Source organism: Photobacterium iliopiscarium, assembly GCF_003026395.1.
GTDB lineage: Bacteria > Pseudomonadota > Gammaproteobacteria > Enterobacterales > Vibrionaceae > Photobacterium > Photobacterium iliopiscarium.
The window spans coordinates 190,771-209,484 of the sequence record NZ_PYOO01000001.1 but is presented as its reverse complement, the minus strand read 5'-3'; the positions used below and the strand labels follow the sequence as shown (position 1 = coordinate 209,484).

The 18,714-nt window shown below is 37.8% G+C and carries 17 protein-coding genes; 12 read left to right on the top strand and 5 right to left on the bottom strand.

Annotation, left to right across the window (positions count from 1 at the left end):
• Positions 1-37: 37 nt before the first annotated feature.
• On the bottom strand, positions 38-1,414 hold the full coding sequence (locus C9J51_RS00945; RefSeq protein ID WP_052667833.1) for an MATE family efflux transporter: 1,377 nt from the start codon (positions 1,412-1,414) through the stop codon (positions 38-40).
• Positions 1,415-1,507: 93 nt separating this feature from the next.
• On the opposite strand from C9J51_RS00945, the gene C9J51_RS00940 reads away from it, so the two are divergent.
• From C9J51_RS00940 to C9J51_RS00920, 5 genes are all read left to right on the top strand, one after another.
• The gene (locus tag C9J51_RS00940; RefSeq protein WP_045037638.1) at positions 1,508-2,392 is read left to right on the top strand and encodes a LysR family transcriptional regulator; all 885 of its coding nucleotides are present in this window, start codon (positions 1,508-1,510) and stop codon (positions 2,390-2,392) included.
• 32 nt (positions 2,393-2,424) lie between these two features.
• The gene (locus C9J51_RS00935) at positions 2,425-4,338 is read left to right on the top strand and encodes a metallophosphoesterase family protein (protein WP_045039470.1); all 1,914 of its coding nucleotides are present in this window, start codon (positions 2,425-2,427) and stop codon (positions 4,336-4,338) included.
• Between the two features lie 115 nt (positions 4,339-4,453).
• Positions 4,454-4,768 carry a hypothetical protein gene (locus C9J51_RS00930; protein ID WP_045037636.1) on the top strand — a complete coding sequence of 105 codons (315 nt, stop codon included), beginning with the start codon at positions 4,454-4,456 and terminating at the stop codon, positions 4,766-4,768.
• A 374-nt stretch (positions 4,769-5,142) separates the two neighbouring features.
• Positions 5,143-5,709 (top strand): hypothetical protein, encoded by a 567-nt coding sequence (locus C9J51_RS00925; RefSeq protein ID WP_045037635.1) that lies wholly within the window; start codon positions 5,143-5,145, stop codon positions 5,707-5,709.
• 81 nt (positions 5,710-5,790) lie between these two features.
• A complete protein-coding gene (locus C9J51_RS00920; protein ID WP_244907457.1) occupies positions 5,791-6,231 on the top strand; it encodes a copper resistance protein NlpE in 441 nt (146 codons plus the stop codon).
• 108 nt (positions 6,232-6,339) lie between these two features.
• Here C9J51_RS00920 and C9J51_RS00915 read toward each other — a convergent pair whose 3' ends face one another.
• On the bottom strand, positions 6,340-7,245 hold the full coding sequence (locus C9J51_RS00915) for a LysR family transcriptional regulator (RefSeq protein WP_107236494.1): 906 nt from the start codon (positions 7,243-7,245) through the stop codon (positions 6,340-6,342).
• A gap of 173 nt (positions 7,246-7,418) precedes the next feature.
• Between C9J51_RS00915 and C9J51_RS00910 the strand changes: the two genes are divergently transcribed.
• Positions 7,419-8,675: an adenylosuccinate synthase gene (locus C9J51_RS00910; protein WP_045037632.1), complete on the top strand. Its 1,257-nt coding sequence runs from the start codon at positions 7,419-7,421 to the stop codon at positions 8,673-8,675.
• 209 nt (positions 8,676-8,884) lie between these two features.
• Here the strand turns inward: C9J51_RS00910 and C9J51_RS00905 are convergent, their stop codons facing one another.
• Positions 8,885-9,283, bottom strand: a complete 399-nt coding sequence (locus tag C9J51_RS00905) for a thiol-disulfide oxidoreductase DCC family protein (RefSeq protein ID WP_045039472.1) — start codon at positions 9,281-9,283, stop codon at positions 8,885-8,887.
• Between the two features lie 169 nt (positions 9,284-9,452).
• On the opposite strand from C9J51_RS00905, the gene trmY reads away from it, so the two are divergent.
• From trmY to C9J51_RS00880, 5 genes are all read left to right on the top strand, one after another.
• Positions 9,453-10,049: a tRNA (pseudouridine(54)-N(1))-methyltransferase TrmY gene (gene trmY / locus C9J51_RS00900; RefSeq protein ID WP_045037630.1), complete on the top strand. Its 597-nt coding sequence runs from the start codon at positions 9,453-9,455 to the stop codon at positions 10,047-10,049.
• A gap of 383 nt (positions 10,050-10,432) precedes the next feature.
• The gene (locus C9J51_RS00895; protein ID WP_107274787.1) at positions 10,433-11,893 is read left to right on the top strand and encodes a peptide MFS transporter; all 1,461 of its coding nucleotides are present in this window, start codon (positions 10,433-10,435) and stop codon (positions 11,891-11,893) included.
• 172 nt (positions 11,894-12,065) lie between these two features.
• Entirely contained in the window at positions 12,066-13,385 is a 1,320-nt protein-coding gene (locus C9J51_RS00890; protein ID WP_045039473.1) for an AarF/UbiB family protein, read from the top strand.
• A 155-nt stretch (positions 13,386-13,540) separates the two neighbouring features.
• A complete protein-coding gene (locus tag C9J51_RS00885) occupies positions 13,541-14,530 on the top strand; it encodes a patatin-like phospholipase family protein (RefSeq protein WP_045037627.1) in 990 nt (329 codons plus the stop codon).
• Positions 14,531-14,599: 69 nt separating this feature from the next.
• On the top strand, positions 14,600-15,577 hold the full coding sequence (locus tag C9J51_RS00880) for an alpha/beta fold hydrolase (protein WP_308810721.1): 978 nt from the start codon (positions 14,600-14,602) through the stop codon (positions 15,575-15,577).
• A 98-nt stretch (positions 15,578-15,675) separates the two neighbouring features.
• Here C9J51_RS00880 and C9J51_RS00875 read toward each other — a convergent pair whose 3' ends face one another.
• Positions 15,676-16,524, bottom strand: a complete 849-nt coding sequence (locus C9J51_RS00875) for a hypothetical protein (RefSeq protein WP_107236495.1) — start codon at positions 16,522-16,524, stop codon at positions 15,676-15,678.
• Between the two features lie 271 nt (positions 16,525-16,795).
• Positions 16,796-17,734 (bottom strand): Dyp-type peroxidase, encoded by a 939-nt coding sequence (locus tag C9J51_RS00870; protein ID WP_045039474.1) that lies wholly within the window; start codon positions 17,732-17,734, stop codon positions 16,796-16,798.
• Positions 17,735-18,207: 473 nt separating this feature from the next.
• Between C9J51_RS00870 and C9J51_RS00865 the strand changes: the two genes are divergently transcribed.
• Positions 18,208-18,405, top strand: a complete 198-nt coding sequence (locus tag C9J51_RS00865; RefSeq protein WP_045037623.1) for a hypothetical protein — start codon at positions 18,208-18,210, stop codon at positions 18,403-18,405.
• Positions 18,406-18,714 lie beyond the last annotated feature (309 nt).

The following is an 18,714-nucleotide window of genomic DNA, read 5'->3' as shown; positions in this document are numbered from 1 at the left end:
TCAGTGATTCGAATAAAATGCGGGTTATTTTTGATAATTAATGATCGGTGGTTAATGCTTCAATATCAGTTGATGTATGTCGACAACGGTTACGAATGTCTAACCATAAGACAGGAATAACAATAAAACTGAGTAGAACTGTTGATAATGGCATTGATAACCAGACCCCTTTTACGCCTAACCATTGTGGTAGAAAATATAAAAAAGGAAGTTGTACTAACATGTTACTGACCGAAATCGCTAACGCTTTGCCTGCTTTATCTACCGCCATAAAATACACGGTTGCTAATACAATTAAACCATCTAAAAACATAGCAAATAAGTGTAATTGAATACCCGCTACCGCTTCATCGGTGAGTGTTGAATTACCACTATTGAATAACCCAATTAATGTATGAGGGAAACTGTATAATAGTGTGAACCATGTAATACCAGCAATAATGGTGACTTTAATCGCTAAATAGGTTGTTTTCTTAATGTTTTTGGGTTGTTTAGCCCCATAATAATAGCTTACTGGTGGTTGCATGCCCTCAGCAATACCTTCAGCGACTAAGTAATACAATGTCATCATATAGCCGACAATCGCAAATGCTCCGACTGTTAGTTCAGTACCATATTGCATAAATTGATAATTATGTAGTGCAACAACAAAGCTTGCGTAAAGGTACATAATTAACACGGATGAACCGAGACTGATAATTTTCCAGCAATGACTCAATTGAATATTCGTTACGGTGAAACGGATACGAAGGGGGGAATATGCCGAACAGAAATACACAATGCCGCCGATAACCGTGATGCTTTGTGCAATGATGGTTGCGATTGCAGCACCTTGTAATTGCCAATTAAATACGCCAATAAAAAGATAATCTAATCCAATATTTGTTAATGCGCCCGCAATTAATAAACTGGTGGCTATTTTGGGACTATCATCATTACGAATCAGCATCGGTATTGCACCTGCAAAAATAGTAACAAATGCAGCCCAACCAAAACTCTCTACATATTGTAAAGCGAGTGTTTTTATACTGTGGTTAGCACCTTGAATCGTTAATAATGTTTCACCAAAATGAACAAATAATCCCAATGCAATAACACTAATAACGGTAATTAATAGTACCGCGTGATCTAACGCTCGTTGTGCATGCTGAGGGTTTTGTTCTCCTCGTGCAATAGAGATCAGAGTGCCACTGCCGATACCAATCATTAAACCCAAGCCGGATAATAAATAGGTAATTGGCCATGCCATATTAATCGCCGCTAAGCCTTGATATCCGACATAATGGCCAACAAAAATGCCATCCACAATTTGATATAGACCAGTGACTAGCATGGCAGCAATTGATGGGATCGCATAACGCCAAAAATTTTGACTGATAGTGAGTGATGGCGATGGTGAGTGAGTTAATGGCATAAAAGTTCTCATTATATTGGTAGCGGTATTATCCTTGTTTCTTAGATTGTTCAAAGATAATATCTATCTTATTTTCGGATGGTTTAAACGGTTATGGATTGGACATTAGATCAGCTCAATGCGTTTGTTATATCAGTAGAACAGGGATCGTTTTCAGGTGCTGCTCGGCGAATAGGTAAAGCACAATCACGAATAAGTACCGCAATCAGTAATCTGGAAGCAGATTTAGGCTTTGATTTGTTTGATCGTAGTGCTCGTTTACCTGTACTAACGCCTGCGGGAGAACAGATGTATGAAGAAGCAAAAGTGGTATTAGCTCAATGTGACCGCTTACAATCGCGAGCGTTAACATTAACCAAAGGCGAGGAAGTATCACTCACTATTGCAATGGATGAAGCGACGCCGACAACCGTTTTTGAAGAGTTTTTTGAGCGCGTTGCTGCTAGATTTCCATTATTGAAATTGACGATTATTAGTGGTTCAAAAGATGATATTGCAAGTCAAGTTGATGATTTAACGGCTGATTTAGGGATTTTATTTTTCAGTAAAACACTGCCTAATAGTTTAGAATTTACCCCTATTTGTGAGTTTAATTCATCGCTGATTGTGGCTAAAAATCATCCATTAGCAAAAGTATCTGCACCTACAATGCAGCAGTTAGGTCAATATCGACAATTATTAATTTGTGATCGAATGGGCTATTACCACACGGATGCACTTTCTGCCAACTACTGGCATATTGATAGTTATTATTCAATTACAGCATTTGTGTTAAGGAATATGGGGTGGGCATTTGTTCCCGATCATGTGTTTAATTATTCAATCTTTAAAGATGGGGTTGTGCGATTATCGATTGAAAATATTCCCACTTCACCTTGGATTGATATGGGATTAGTAAAACGACGCGATCAAGGTAATGGTCCCGTATTGCGTTGGATGTATCAAGAATTGAAGACGATGTTCGCCCAACATAACTAATGAATTTATATTTGTAAATGATAGAACAAAGAATGAAAAATACGGTAACAACAGATCCTCTACCATTAATTGTGGCTGGACCGATTTTACGCAAAGTAACCGCGAAAGAATTAACCCTCTGGCTGGTTACGACTCGTCAATTAGATGCTGATTTTTGTGTTTTTCTGGGGAAAGATGAACAGCCTTTTTATGAGGCGAAATTTGATTTAGCTCATCAAATTCAAATTGGTAAGCATGCGTGGGTTGTACTTGCTCATTTTAACGGTGATTTTCCACAAGATACGCCGCTTGAATATCAGGTGATAACATCGGAAGGTTTGTTAACTGATCTGGTGCCTGATTTATTATACGGCGATGAATTACGATTAAGTGTCGTGATTCAACAGCGAGCTGATTATGTTTTACATGGCTCTTGCCGTAACCCGCATTATTCGAGCAAAGACAGTTTAGTTGCGGCTGATCATAAAGTGAGTACGATAGCCCCAATTGAACGTCCGAGCTTATTAATGATGAGTGGCGATCAAATTTATGCCGATCATGTGGCTGGGCCAATGTTGGATGCGATTGAACAGGTAACAGCATTGTTAGGTTTACCTGATGAGACGTTTGAACAAGCGCCAATTGCAGATACTACCGCGTTGTATCAGCATCCCCATAATATTTATGGCCGTGATAAATTATTACCGCATTATGTTAATGATGAAAGTTGGTGGCGACGTTGTTTACCGACAACAACAACCCCTATTTTTAGTTCTCGCGAATGTGAAAATCATTTAATGAGCTTCAGTGAATTTTTTGCGATGTATTTGTTGGTATGGTCACCAACATTATGGTCGTTTGTCGATCGTGACCGTTTTGTACGCAATGGCTATTGTAATGCGGGGGTTGCGGTATCACAGAAATGGCAGCAAACATGGCAACATGAAGCGCCGATTATTGATGATTTTGTGATGGGGCTAAAGAATGTACGTCGATTAATGGCGCATATTCCAACCTATATGATTTTTGATGATCATGATATTACTGATGACTTTCAGCTTAATCGACGCTGGGAAAAGGCCGCTTACGATAATTTGTTTTCACGCCGTATTATTGGTAATGCTCTGATTAGTTATTGGTTATGTCAAGGGTGGGGTAATGCACCTGAAAAATTCCCCCCTCAGTGTTTAACACTGGTTAGAACGTTTTTTGGACAGCCAACACCACAGGCACAAGATGCATTAGCTGAGTATTTTTATCGATTTGAAGGTTGGCATTACACGATAGCGACGGTGCCTAAAGTTGTGGTGTTAGATACCCGTACACGACGCTGGCGTTCTGAATCACATGCTAATCGTCCGTCTGGATTGATGGATTGGGAGGCATTAATTGAATTACAACAAGAATTATTGCATGAATCGGCAGTGATTATTGTTTCAGCTGCGCCGATGTTTGGGGTTAAGTTTATTGAAACCTTACAGCGGATGATGACCTTGATCGGTCAGCCATTAGTGGTTGATGCTGAAAATTGGATGGCGCATCCAGGTTCTGCTAATACGTTATTAAGTATTTTTACCCATACTAAAACACCCACAACGTTTATTATTTTATCGGGTGATGTACATTACTCGTTTGCTTACGATATAACGCTACGTAATTTGAAAGGGCAATTTAAAATATTTCAAATAACCTGTAGTGGATTGAAAAATGAATTTCCTAATCGATTACTCCGTTTTTGTGATTGGATGGATAGGTGCCTTTATAGCCCACATTCTCCTCTTAACTGGTTTACTAAACGTAAGCGATTATTGATTGAAAAACGAGATCCTGATACTGAGGGGCATCATCGACTAATTAACCAGAGTGCGATTGGGGAATTGTTCCTTGACCAGCATGGCACGCCATTAGTGATCGATATATTAACGGCAGAAGGAACGGTAATTCATTTTCCTGAAAAAAAATCATGATAGCATGATAGTAAGATTACCTTATTTTTACTTGTCATTGACAAATGTATCATTGTAGTATGTTTGTGTTTTAATTGTTAACTATGTTTGTTTTTGGTGCTGTTAGTGAGGTGGTATGCGTTTTTCACAAAAGATTAGTTTTTCGTTAGGCGCATCTTTTTTTCTGCTTACCATGTTATTAATTAGTGTTGCAGGACGTACGTATAAAACCGAAGCGGTTATCGGAAGAGTCGTTGATGTTAATCCGGATTTCTTTCACAAACAGGACCAATTTTATTTACAAGTTATGTCTGATCAAACAAATAGTATGATTAATCTAGATATTCGTGATGATTTATATTGTCCTGTTGGTGCTCAAGTGGTGTTTGTTCAAACAACATGTTCATTATTTGGTGCTAATGTTTATGAATTTATCTCGTGTGGATTTTAATATTTATCAGTCATCAATAATGTATTAGATAATAATATTATTCTGTTTAAAATGTAGTTTAAATAAAATAAATCTTAAATATGATAATTAAAAGCTAGATTTAAAAATGAACAACTTGTTGTTTTTTTGATTTTTTATCAATTGTATGTGATTTTCTTTATTATTTTTAATCAGTAAAAGTAAATATTAAGAAATGTGAATATAATTTCTCGTATTTATGATTTTATTTTTATAAATAAAACAGATTAAATACCGCATAAAGAAAAAAAATGACCTATTATTGACTTTGACATGACGTTAACTAGATATGTTTTTCATACTAATCGTGGATACTGTTAGGGTTATATTTCAATTTGGATTTTACAGGAGTTAATATGAAAAAAAGTATTATTGCTATCGCTATTGCAGGTTTAGTGCTTGTTGGTTGTGATCAAGCAAGCCACGATTCAGCAAAAGAATCTGCGGCTTCAGTAAAAGCAACGGCGACACAAGTAAAAGATGATGCTGTTAGCACAGCGAATGCGGCACTTGATTCAACAAAGCAAGTGGTAAATGATTCTGCTGATGCTGTAAAAAATACCGTTAACGACGCTGTTGATAAAGCGAAAGAAATGAAAAATAGCGTAGTAGACAGTTCTAATGCAGCAATGACCGATTCTAAGCAAGCCGTGGATGATTCTGCTACTGCTGTTGAGAATAAAACCTCTGAATTAAAAGATAGTGCAGAAGATGCAACATCTAACGCTATTGATGCATCGAAAGAAGCAGCAGATAATACTAAGGCTGCAATGGACGATGCTGCTACTGATGCAGCAGATACGGCAACAGAAGTAAAAGATGCAGCAATGGATAAAACAAAAGCAGAAGTAAAAGATGCTGCTGATATGATGAATAAATCTGTTGATTCAGCAGAGAAAAAAGTAACTGATTTAACTAATTAATTTATTGTATTGATTTTTATGTTAAGAGGCCGAGTATTATTAATTAATGCTCGGTTATTCTTTTTTCACAAGGAGTTTATGGTGAAAAAAAAATGTTTATTAGCCGCTATGGTTGTGCTTTCTCTTGCGGGCTGTGACCAAGCAAAAAATAGTGCAAGTGATGCTACTGCTCAACAAGCGGAAGCGCATAATGCACAGAATTCATTAGATTGGATGGGCGAATATACAGGCATTCAACCTTGTGGTGATTGTTCTGGTATTGAAACGAGCTTAACGTTAAATAAAAATGGTACGTTTATTTTAAATGAAACCTATCAAGGCAAAGAAGCTAAACCATTTGTTAATGAAGGTAAATTTAAGTGGAATGATCGTGGTGATACCATCACGTTAAATCTCACAAGTAACAAATCTGTGAAGTATTTTGTAGGTGAACATCGTATTTTCCGGCTTGATCAAAAAGGCCAGCGTATAACCGGTGATTTAGCCGATGCTTATACATTGAAACAAAACGATGATAATTAATTTTTAAGAAAATGCCCTGACGTTTTTTTTATTGAAAATGGCAATCAGGGCATTTTTTGTCTAATAATGCATTATTTATAAATTAAATTATTTTTATAAATCAAAGTGTTATTGTGAACGTTGAATTTCATCATCAACCCAACGTAATAACTGCTTGATTGCTCGTGATAAGACTTGATTTTGGCGCACAATATAGCCCAAGCTGGTCGTCGGGAAATGTGGTAACGGTGTAATGGTTGTTTGTAGATGTAATTTCGAATGTAATGAAAAGCTGGGTACAATGGCTACCCCAAATCCTGCTTCAGCCCAGTCAATTTGCGCGTCAACACTGCCGACTTCCATCACATGATATTTAGCCAGTTGCAAGCTTGGTAATGCTAAATCGATTAATTCACGGGTACGGGTATCATGGCCTAACAGAATTAATGTTGGCTCTTCTGCTGCAAGAGGTGGCTGTTCAATTATAGCTTCTGGATCTTGCGATAATCGTTGCCAACGTTCTAATCCATTCCCTAAAGCACACCACTTAACTTGGCGTAATTCCATAAAATGTAAAGGTTGGCTTTCTTTTTGGGCAATCACAAACCCCAAATCTGCTTTAGCACTTTTTACCAGCTCTGTTGCTTGTGATGAGGTGGTATTGAAAAGAGAAAGGTCAATGCCTGGGTATTCTTTTTTAAACGCCTGAAAAGGGCTGATAAGCAATAAGCGTGAGATAATATCACTGGCTGCAATCGTTAGTGTACCTTGGTTTAACTCATTGATAGCATTGATATCTGCTTGGCAAACTTGCAGTTCCATTAAGGTATTTTCAGCGCTTTTTAGTAATCTCTCTCCCGCCTGTGTTAAGCGAAATGGATTTCTTTCAATTAATTTTACCCGTGTTGTTTGTTCTAATTGTTTTATATGAAGGCTGACATTTGGTTGTGTCATATGAAGTGCTGCGGCTGTCTTTCCAAAATGTTGATGTTTAGAAAGTGCAACGAATGTATTGAGCCAATGCAAATCTATCATTTTTACCTTCTATTTGGTTTCGATGTTATTACCGTTAGTAATATTATCTTAATAAAGACAAACACTAATGTACGCCATATAAGAGATTCTTATCAAGTTAATAACGATTATTAATTATTTTTATTGGGCTATTGAGCATAGGATAACGACATCGCTTTTGAGGAGAATTAATTATGTCGTCTATTGTTGTTGTTGGTGCTAACTGGGGTGATGAAGGTAAAGGTCGTATTGTTGATTTCTTAGCAGACCAAGCTTCAGCGAGTATTCGTTTTCAAGGTGGTAATAACGCAGGTCATACTGTTGTTAATGATTTTGGTACTTTTAAACTACACCAATTACCAAGCGGCGTATTTAATCCTGATTGTATTGCTGTTTTAGGCCCTGGTATGGTTATCAGCCCAGAGAAATTAAGCCTAGAAATTGAAGAAGTAGCAGCATCAGGTGTTGATGTAAAACTTTGCATCTCTGATCGTGCAACATTATGTCTACCATTACACGCACTAGAAGATACGCTAGAAGAAGAACGTCTAGGCGCTGGTGCTTACGGTTCAACTCGTCAAGGTATCGCACCTGCATATGGCGACCGTGTAATGAAGAAGGGTATTCTTGTTGGTTGGTTAAATCAGCCCGCAGTACTTCTTGAGCGTATTCAATTCATGATGGATTGGAAATTGCCACAGCTTAAAGCGTTATATCCTTCAATGGAATTTACGCAAACGGCTGAAGAAATGACAGAGTGGCTTCTTGAAGTGTCTCAACCTTGGCGTGACAGCATTTGTAACGTTACTGAGCCACTAAAAGCACTACAAAAAGAAGACAAAACATTATTGTTTGAAGCACAGTTAGGTGCTGGTCGTGACTTAGTTTACGGTGAATACCCATGGACAACATCATCTAACGTGACAGCAGCTTATGCTGGTATCGGTAGTGGTTTACCAGCACTTCACCCTGAGCGTGTTATTGCTGTTGCTAAATCATTCAGTTCTTCAGTAGGTACAGGTACGTTGATCACCGCAATGGAAGATCAAGACCAATTCCGTGAAGATGCTAAAGAGTTCGGCGCAACAACTGGCCGTCCACGTGATATGGGTTACTTTGATGCTGTTGCAACACGTAATGGTGTTGAACTACAAGCAGCAACAGAAATCGCATTAACCAAGATTGACTGTCTAAGTGGCATGAAAGATCTTAAGATCTGTGTTGCTTACAACGGTGATCACACTGAAAACCCAATTTGGCCTCAAACTGCATCACTAACAGCAGTTTATGAGCAAATGATGGGTTGGGATGAAGACATTACGGGTTGTCGTAAGTTTGACGAATTACCAGAAGGTGCACAACAGTACGTACTTCGCATTGAAGAACTAATGGGTGTGCCAGTTAAAATGGTATCAGTAGGTCCTGAGCGCGAACAAATGATCCTACGTTAATCGTAGCGTAATCAAACACTATAACGGGCGAGTTACTCAGTAACTCGCCCGTTTTTTATTTGTTTCATTTAGATATGACGTAAGTGCAAACGATCAATATAATCTGTGTGTTTATCATTACAATGATTTCTTCCCCCCTTTGACTCTCGACATGCGTTGCGGCTTGTTACGCGCTCAGGTAAGCCTCTTTGTTTGGTAGTGGGCTATTATCAATCGATTTTACAATTTTTACAGCGTGATTTTCCCGTAAATAAATAGGAAATTCTGTAGCGATTACGGGCAAAAAATAAATAACATTTATCGGCAAAAAAACCAATGATAGGCCAGCGTAGTAATGCTAACCATTTTTTCTTTCCTATTGATTTCCAAGCAAGACAAGTGACATCAAGTCCGAGTAATAATTGGGGTGATTGTTGAGGATCAGGGAAATATAATCCATGTAATATTGTAGAGGCGTCAGTAACCTTTATATAAGGGAAGCGTTGATTAAAATCAGGTGCAAGAATATCCTCAAACAGAAGCTGTTGATGGTTATTGTGTGTTTGTAGTTGACGCATTTCAGTAACACAGAGTGGACAACTGCTGTCATAGAATAAGATTAATTTCATAAGATCCTCCTGATACCTATTAATAATAGCGACTAATCAGTATTCTTTTGCTGATTTTATTATTTAAGGTTACATCGACTGTAAAACCTAGGATAATAGTAATTATCTATCGTTAATTTTCGGTTGTGAATGATTAACGAGAAAATTTCAAACTTCTAGGATATTGATTATGCGCGCTTTCGTATTACGAGCCCGTTCTGCTCCAACAGACAGTAAGATGTTATTAGCTTCAGTTGGACAAGATGCTCACACTGAGATTTTGGCTCACGTTTTAATGAATGCTATTTTTGTAGCGCAATCACATCGTGAAGATATTATGGTGCATTTGGTTCTTGAAAGTACTCAAGATTTCTCACGCACTATTAGCTTTAGTTCTAATGATATTACTAATTTATCAGGTTTTCATGAGCAAGCTTGGCTTGATAAAATTGCGCATGCTTTAGATAAATCATTAGGGATGGCGAAAGAACAACAACGTAATGTTGAACCGGGTATTGTTGTTCGTACCATTAGTTTTGAAAAATTAGTGAGTGAGCTGGCAGAAGATTACCAATTATATATGCTCGATAAAAAAGGTGACTTTATTCGAGATATCGAGCTAGCGGCAAATCCTTGTTTTTTACTTACTGATCACATGCCAATGCCGAAAAAGAGCTTTAATAGCTTGAAACGTTTAGGTGCAGAAAAAATCAGTTTAGGGCCTAAAATGCTATTTGCTTCGCAGTGCATTGTATTAATACATAATGAATTGGATTTAACGCTATAATTATAATTGTTATTAGTTGTTAATAAATAAAAGCCGTTAAGTGGTTGTTGATGTTTCAACAGATCATTTGGCGGTTTTTTTATTGTGCTAAAAATGAATTAATATGCAGTAGTTGGATTGTAAATGATTTTTTATGTGATATTGGTTGCGAAAATGTAACTGCAAGTAGATAATGTCGAGAAATGGCATATAATCGTTTGCCATTTTTTATATACGATAATGTCCATTTTATTTATATGAAAATTAAGATACTAAATATGGAGTAAGATTAAGCTTGAGCTTGAGCTTGTTCAGTGTATTTTCAGTATTAAATACCAACGGTATTTCAAATCAAATAACAATTATTACCGTTAGCCTATATGGCCCCTTTATTAGGAAACAATATGCAATTATCCTCTCAGCCTAAAGGGCTTTTTCACCTCATTGCGATCCAGATGTGGGAATTCTTTAGTTATTACGGCATGCGGTCGTTATTAATCCTATTTTTAACGCAAAAACTTTTAATGTCTGACGACCATGCATATGCCCTTTATGGTGCTTATACATCACTTGTTTATGTGACTCCAATTTTAGGTGGCTATTTAGCTGACCGTTATTTGGGTAACTATTGGTCAGTTATTATTGGTGGCTCATTGATGGTTGCTGGGCACGCCGTGCTGAGTATTCCAAGTCATGATAATACGATGCTCTATGCGGCACTCGCATTGATCATCTGTGGTTATGGTTTTTTTAAAACTAACTCAAGCTGTTTATTGGGTGAGTTATATAAAGATCATGAAGACGCACGTGAGTCTGGATTTTCTATTTCCTATATTGGCGGTAATATTGGTTCAGCATTAGCGCCGATATTCTGTGGTTATGCTGCGAGCCGTTGGGGCTGGAACGTCGGTTTTGCCTTAGCTGGTATTGGTATGCTTATTGGTTTGATTATCTTTAGTACTGGGCGTAAACACTTCACGCATGTACAAAAAGCCAATCTACCAGCATTACGTAAAAAGACCGCTGGTTTTAGCCATTGGCAATTGATTATTCTTGGCGTCATTGTTTGTGCTGCGGGTTTAGTCTTTGTGTTACAAGATTTACTTGCGGGTTATATTCTTGCTGTTGTTTTAGCTTTCTCTGCATTACAGATGTTCCGTTTATACCGTAAGAGCAGTACAGAAGATCGTAAGAAATTAAATGCGATTATTTACTTTATGTTGTTTGGTATGGTGTTTTGGGCATTTGATCAACAAGGTGGTAGTTCTATCAGTTTGTTCATTGAGCGTAATATTGATACCGATATCTTTGGTTACCATATTCCAACCGCATTTTTCCAATCAGTGAATCCTGTTGCGGTTATTGTCGGTGGTATTGCTGTTGCTTGGCTGTGGAAAGTATTAGCTGCTCGTCAAATTTCAGTACGGACTTTAACGAAACTTAATATTGGTCTGTTTTTGCTGACTGCGGGTTTCAGCTTAATTACATTATCGTCTAAATTAGCCATGGTAAGCGGTCATACAACATTCTTATGGCTGTTTATTGGTCTATTCTTAATTGGTATTGCTGAGTTGTTTATTGACCCTGTTGCATTATCTGCGATTACACGTATGAACCCTCAAGGTGCAACGGGTACAGTGGCAGGTATTTATATGCTAATGGGGGGCTCGGTGGCTAACTATTTAGCAGCGAATATTGCAGAGCTCACATCAACGGGTACACAAGCAACCAATACAGCAGACTTAATAGCTTCAGCTACACAGTATCACCATGTATTCCAATCAATTTTCATAGTAACAGTGGTGGTATTAGTGCTTGGTTTATTAGTGAACTTTAAAAATCGTAACGAACCTGAATACGATTAATTGCCACTATTAGAAAAGGCCGATAATGAACGCTATTTTTAGCTGTCATTGTCGGCCTTTTTTTCGACTGTTTATCGCTATTTTGTGTCAGGGTTTGGTTGTGTGTTTTGTGATAATATTAACAATAATCGTTAAAGAGTAGAGATAACAGACTATAACAAAGAGTGGTTAAATGAATGATAAAAAGCAATATTCAAAAGTACCAAGTGGTCGATTATCACGGTTAGCTAAGCTTGGATCGTTAGCGACTCGGGTTGCTTCGAGTATGGTTGCTGAGGGAGCAAAGCAATTAGCAACAGGACACCGTCCCCATGTGAGTGAACTGATCTTAACCCCAAATAACGTTAAACGTGTCGCTGACCAACTCGCAGATTTACGTGGTGCAGCGATGAAAGTGGGTCAATTATTATCCATGGACAGTGGCGATTTACTACCACCACAATTAACTGAATTATTGTCTCGCTTGCAGGCAAATGCCAAACCAATGCCCATTAGTCAATTAAATCACTCTCTAGAGCAGCAATGGGGTAATGATTGGCAGCAACAATTTAGTCAATTTTCATTCTATCCGATTGCAGCGGCATCTATTGGACAAGTGCATAAAGCGACAACCCAAGACGGACGTTTATTGGCGTTGAAAATTCAATATCCCGGCATTAATAAAAGCATTGATAGTGACGTAAATAATGTGGCGACGTTATTGAATATTAGTGGGTTAGTGCCAAAGCAAATCGATGTGTCTGAATTATTGAATGAAGCTAAAAAACAACTGCATGCAGAAGCGGATTATTTACTTGAAGCGCAATATGTAAAGCAATACCGTCAATTATTAGCTTCTGATACTCGTTATGTCTTACCGAATATTGCCGATGATCTGACAACGTCACATATTCTTGCGATGACGTTTGTTGGTGGAATTGATGTGGATAAATTAGAGCATCAACCGCAAGCGGTACGAAATCATGTTATAGAGCTCGCTTTTAACTTAATGTTTCGAGAAGTGTTTGAATTTAGGTTAGTACAGACAGATCCTAATTTTGCTAACTATCGTTATGACATTGATACTCAACAATTAGTCTTACTTGATTTTGGTGCTACACGAGTTTATCCACAATATATTTCTGAAGGTTATCGTCAGTTAATGACAGGGGCTGTGACAGATGATCAACCGCAAATGTTAGCCGCATTAAAACAGATTGGTTTTTTCTCTCAGCCAATTGAACCTCAAGCGCAACAGGCGTTATTAGCTCTGTGTTTAGAGGCTTGTGAACCATTGAAGTATCAGGGCGTATATGATTTTGGACAATCAAATATGGTGCATCGCATACGTGATGCTGGTAGCCAGTTAAGTATGAAACAAGGATATTGGCATACACCACCAGTGGACGCCATTTTCTTACACCGTAAATTAGGTGGGTTGTATTTGTTAGCGGCAAAACTAAAAGCACAGGTTGATATCCATAAAATATTTTTATCTTATATGACTGAATAATTATATGGTTGTGCGTCTTTATAGTGAGTCAAGAGGCTCATATTTAGAATATCAGTTATTATTTTGAGTAATTTATACTTAACGCAACAATGATTATACTGACCACTTCTGAAACGAATTTGTATGACAAATGCCCCAAAAAAAGTAAAAAGGTTATGACTGGTAAACACATCTCTTATGCAGTACAAAATATTGACGGATTTTCCTTCGATTCAAGCGACATTTCTAAAATAGCATTGGTGACCGAAGGCGGAGGCCAACGTGGTATTTTTACTGCTGGTGTCTTAGATGCTTTTTTGGAAGCTGATTTTAATCCATTTTCGTTGATGGTGGGCACATCAGCTGGATCACTTAATTTAGCATCGTATATTTGTGGACAATATAAGCACGCATATCGAGTTATTACTCAAGCAACGACAGATCATCACTTTTTTGATGTTTATCGGTTTATTTTTGGTCGCGAAGGGCTCGATCTTGATTGGTTAATGAAACAAACTCGAACTAATCTTGAGCTTGACTGGCAACAAGGGCGCGAAAATATGCGCTCACGAACAGTGCTAGCTTCTGCGAGTGGAATTACAAGTCATCAGGCTGCGTATTTCAATTTAAATAGCGATAATTGGTCGCTGGCATTGAAAGCCTCATGTGCTGTACCTGTTTTAAATAAACAACCAATATATTCTCAAAATGAATTTTGGGTTGATGGGGGGTTATGTGCCCCTATTCCAGTACAAGAAGCGTATGAACGCGGTTATCGTCATATTGTAGTAATACGAACTGTGCCAATAGATACTTCATTTGATCATTGTTGGATGACAAATATTCGTCGTGCTTTAGGGCATTCTAAAGCGGCGGGTATGATTGAAATGTTGTTAGAACATGAAGATAATTACCGAAAAACTCAAGCGTTCTTAAATAATCCACCCGATGACGTTACTATTTTTGAAATTCATCCGCAAAAGCCATTGAGTTCAAAAATGATCGGCAGTGATTTGGCGTCACTTGATATGGATTATCACTTGGGGTATCAATCAGGTACTTATTTTTTAAATACTGTTGGTCGTCATATTAATATTAAAGATGCGCCTTATAAAACTGATTATAAACATGCAACTGAGAATGTTGATTTAATGAAATATGCTTAATTCTAATCTTCGACGGATGCTATTGTAAAAGTGATATTTGAGGAGCCTTTACAAAGAAGTTGCTAATAAATGAACCAGAATAATGTTGAATTTTCAACCAAGGAGTCGCTGTTTACACAGTTAATGGAAAATGACGTTCATAGTATGTGGTTGCAGCGTAAACAAAGTACATTTAGTGGTAAAGATGGGATCCAAATTCAATGGATCAGTGTCACTAATCCTATTAATACCCGCTGTATTGTGATTGTAAATGGCCGTAATGAGAGTTTTTGGAAGTATCAAGAGATTTTCTTTGAATTTTCACGACAAGGTTATGATGTTTATGGTTATGATCATCGTGGTCAAGGTGCTTCTGAACGATTAACGACAGATCCTGAGTTAGGACATGTAGATAATTTTGATGATTATGTTGATGATTTACATGCATTTGTTACTGACGTCGTTAATAAAGAAAAAACCTATCAACATCGTTTTTTATTGGCTCACTCAATGGGCGGTGCAATTACCACCCTTTACTTAGAAAAATACAATAGCCATTTTGATGCGGTAGTGCTGAATGCACCAATGTTTGGTATTTACATGCCTGTGCCGTTAAAGCTGGTGGCATCTTCTATCGCTAAGATCATGGAACATTATCAACACGAACCTGCGTATGTCTTAGGACAAAAACCTTACCACGAAGAGCCATTTGAAGATAACGCCTTGTGCCAAAGTAAATTACGTTATGTTTGGGCAAAGCATTTATATCAAATCCATCCGGAGTTACGTATTGGTGGTCCAAGCTCTCGTTGGTTATGGCAAGCCATTGAGGCGGCAGATCACTGTATTCGAGATGTTGAAAAAATAGACATTCCCATACTTTTACTGCAAGCGGGTAGTGACACTATTGTTGATAATAATAGTCATCAACGGTTTTGTGGTCAGAATAAATACTGTCATATGAAAGTGATACGTAATGCGCGCCACGAAATTTTAATGGAAAAAGACATAATACGTAATCAAGCACTTTGTGAAACGTTGGCTTTTTTTAATCAATTTATAGTGTAAATTGATTGAAGAAAAAATAACGGCTGCATTTATTGATTAAATGTAGCCGTTATTTTTTTTGTAGCAGATAAACTAATTTATTGACAAATAAACTCGTTTTATTGACAGATAAACCAAGATTTAGCGTCTGCTTCGATAATGGCTTTTTTGTGCCATGGCAACGGTGTAGAGATTGGTGCGATACGCACATCACCTTTTATCTTACGTGTTGCAAGTACACGTACACGGTTATCCTTTACGCTCTCAATCGTGCCTTTATACGTCACGCCGTAAGCATCGTCTTTCGACTTTTTATACATACACACAGTCTCACCTACATGAGTCGCAATAAAGGCTGTCTCTTCAGTCCATGCTTCTTCTGCTGGTGGTGGAGTGGCGTCATCAAGTTGCTCAATGGCTTTAGAGCTCATTAATGTACGATGCACAGAATAAGGTTGATAACCTAATAATGCGGCACCATCTACCCATGCTGACTGCGGAATATCACGGTTTTCAATAATACGCATAGTGACGAAAGGGCCACCAGAACAAATATCAGCCCATAGATCAATAGAAGAAATGCGAGCAGCAAAGAGGGGCGTTTCTTGATCTGTATTGGCATGTTGGACACACCACGTGCCAGTATCTAAATTAACCAGTGAACCTTTGTTAACTGAACAAGTCTTGGCGGCTAACTGATTAAATTGTGCCATATCTTGTTGTGCTTGTTGATCGCTATTGGTGCAATAACGGTAGCTATAAGCAAAGGTTTCTTTTGGATAAAACATCCCTTTATCAACAACAACACCATTGCTGCGCGCGCTATCGGCAGCGATGAATTTTTGGGCTGCTGTTTTAAAACTGTAATCAGGTGCCGGTGTTGGCGGTGGTGGTGGTGTTGAACTACAACCCGCAACAACAGCAATCATTGCAGCGAGTGATACGCGAGAAAACAGGGTGTTGTACATTCTGGCCCCCAGAGAAAATGCCTTTTCATATACGAGATAAAAAAGCGCTAATAATAAATAAGTTTATAGGGGACAACAGAAATTGTTAGGAAGCAAGCCATTATTCTGTTAAATAAAACGAGGCTTAATAGATTCAATGAGTTAGTGATAACAAAGATTTACTTATGCTGATTTATATTCGTTAATTATATTGCTCTGGGTGTTATTACAAAATCAGCCCATTAACGATAAACGCCAATGGGCTGAAAAATTTACAGATTATTAAACAAGATTAGTCAGCAAAAGTGTCTAATAGTGTTTGAGAAACGATAAAGTAGTTAGTACCTGTTTTCGCTTCAACAAAATCAAGTAAACGGTCGTAATGGCCGTTACTGTCAGCAAAGATCATTTGTTGCAATGATGTGCTCATAATAACAGGTGATGCAGTTAAACCGATAAACATGGTGCCATGTTCCATCGCATTACCAAACGGACGGTTTTGACGCAGCATTTTGATTTCTGTGTCATCAATGATCACTTTACTTTTATTGTTGTGCGCCCATACAGGCTTCACATCATCATCAAGTTCAATATCATCAAGCTTAGTACGACCGATAACTTGCTCTTGGTATTCAGTTGGCTGCTTGTCCCATAAACCTTGACGGTCAATATAACGTTGAACCGTTAAGTAGCTACCACCTTGGTGAATATCAAGATCGTCAACCACTAATACAGCATTTAGACGTGCTGTATTTTTAGGGTTTTCAGTACCATCAACAAAATCAATCATGTCGCGGCTATCAAGGTATTTAAAGCCTTGAATATCTTCAATTAATGTTGCTACTTTAGTAAATGATTGTGCAAGGTATTTAGCGGCTTGATAGTTTAAATCCATACGTTCAGATTTAATCATGATAAATACATCACCAGGGGTGCTAGGGAATTGGCGTTCGCCATCAACCATCGCTTTAAAATCTTGTAGTAAAGCAGGAACCGGTGTTGTAGGGAAAGCGGTTGACCAACCGTGTTGAGAGACACCTAGTGTAAAGCTAAGATCTGCGTCTGAATCTTTTTGGCCAATGGATTTTTCAATGATCTGAATTTTAGCGAAGGCATCGCTTACGGCTTCGGCATCAATATCTGCTTTAAAAACAAAAGTAAGATATTCAGCAAACGTATTTGGATTTGATAAAGCGCCTGGTTGGGCACGTTCAGATAACATTGCATTCATAATAGTGGACCTTAATTAAAGCTATCTTGTAACGGTACGCTTTTTAGATAGCGAGCTATAGGTAAATTTTTGTAATGTAAAGTTTCACATTTTAGACTGTAAAATGATACCTAATCTGTTGTTAATAGTGAAACAACGAAGTGCATTAACTGTTTATATCGTTAATAATTTTTACTTCTAATGGTATTAACGTGATGGTATGAACTTAGTAGGGTGTTTTATGAGTAAAAGTGGATAAACACATGGGACAAAAGGGCGACATAACGGAATAAATATTTTGCGTTTAAGCATGCGTTATTTGTAAAGCATGAATGATCAAAACTACGCAATAAATAGATCTATTACTAGTCTTTTTTAGTAATTTTATTACGAATATGGCCTTGTTCACAAAGTTGTTGTTATGTGCTTTTTTCAATTAAAAACCTTTGATACTAAGTACTGCATGTCGACACAGGTTTCTTTAGGAGGGTATTGTGTCTATTAACTCTATTGATTATTCAGAAATGTCTGCCGTTTCATCTAAGTGGGAACACAAAGACGATTCAGCAACCAACATCGCAGATAGCAAGAAGCAGCAAGGTGCTGCACGACGACGCATTGAGATGCTACGCGATATTCAAGCAAGTGGGTTAACCCTTGCCGAAGCCAGAGAGTTGGGTTTATTGCATTAAGAATGGGATGAATTAGCGCATTAGCCAACGAGGCGAGGTGCATGTATCAGTTATTCGTTAACCGCATTACAACGTTCCAAATCGTGAACGTACAGCAATGTCAGAGGCAAAGTAAGGCAACTTACATTATTAACGCGAGGTATAAGCAAACTGTTATAGCTCGCACTCTGAACTCTTCCTAGGGATGCTCATCGTAGTGTCCCTTTTTTGTTTAAATACCCCCAAACAATTACCGTCATTCCCTACAGTGAATGCCCGCGATGGCGATAGGGAATCTACTTACAGAGTGTTGAATGTTTAAAGTAATAT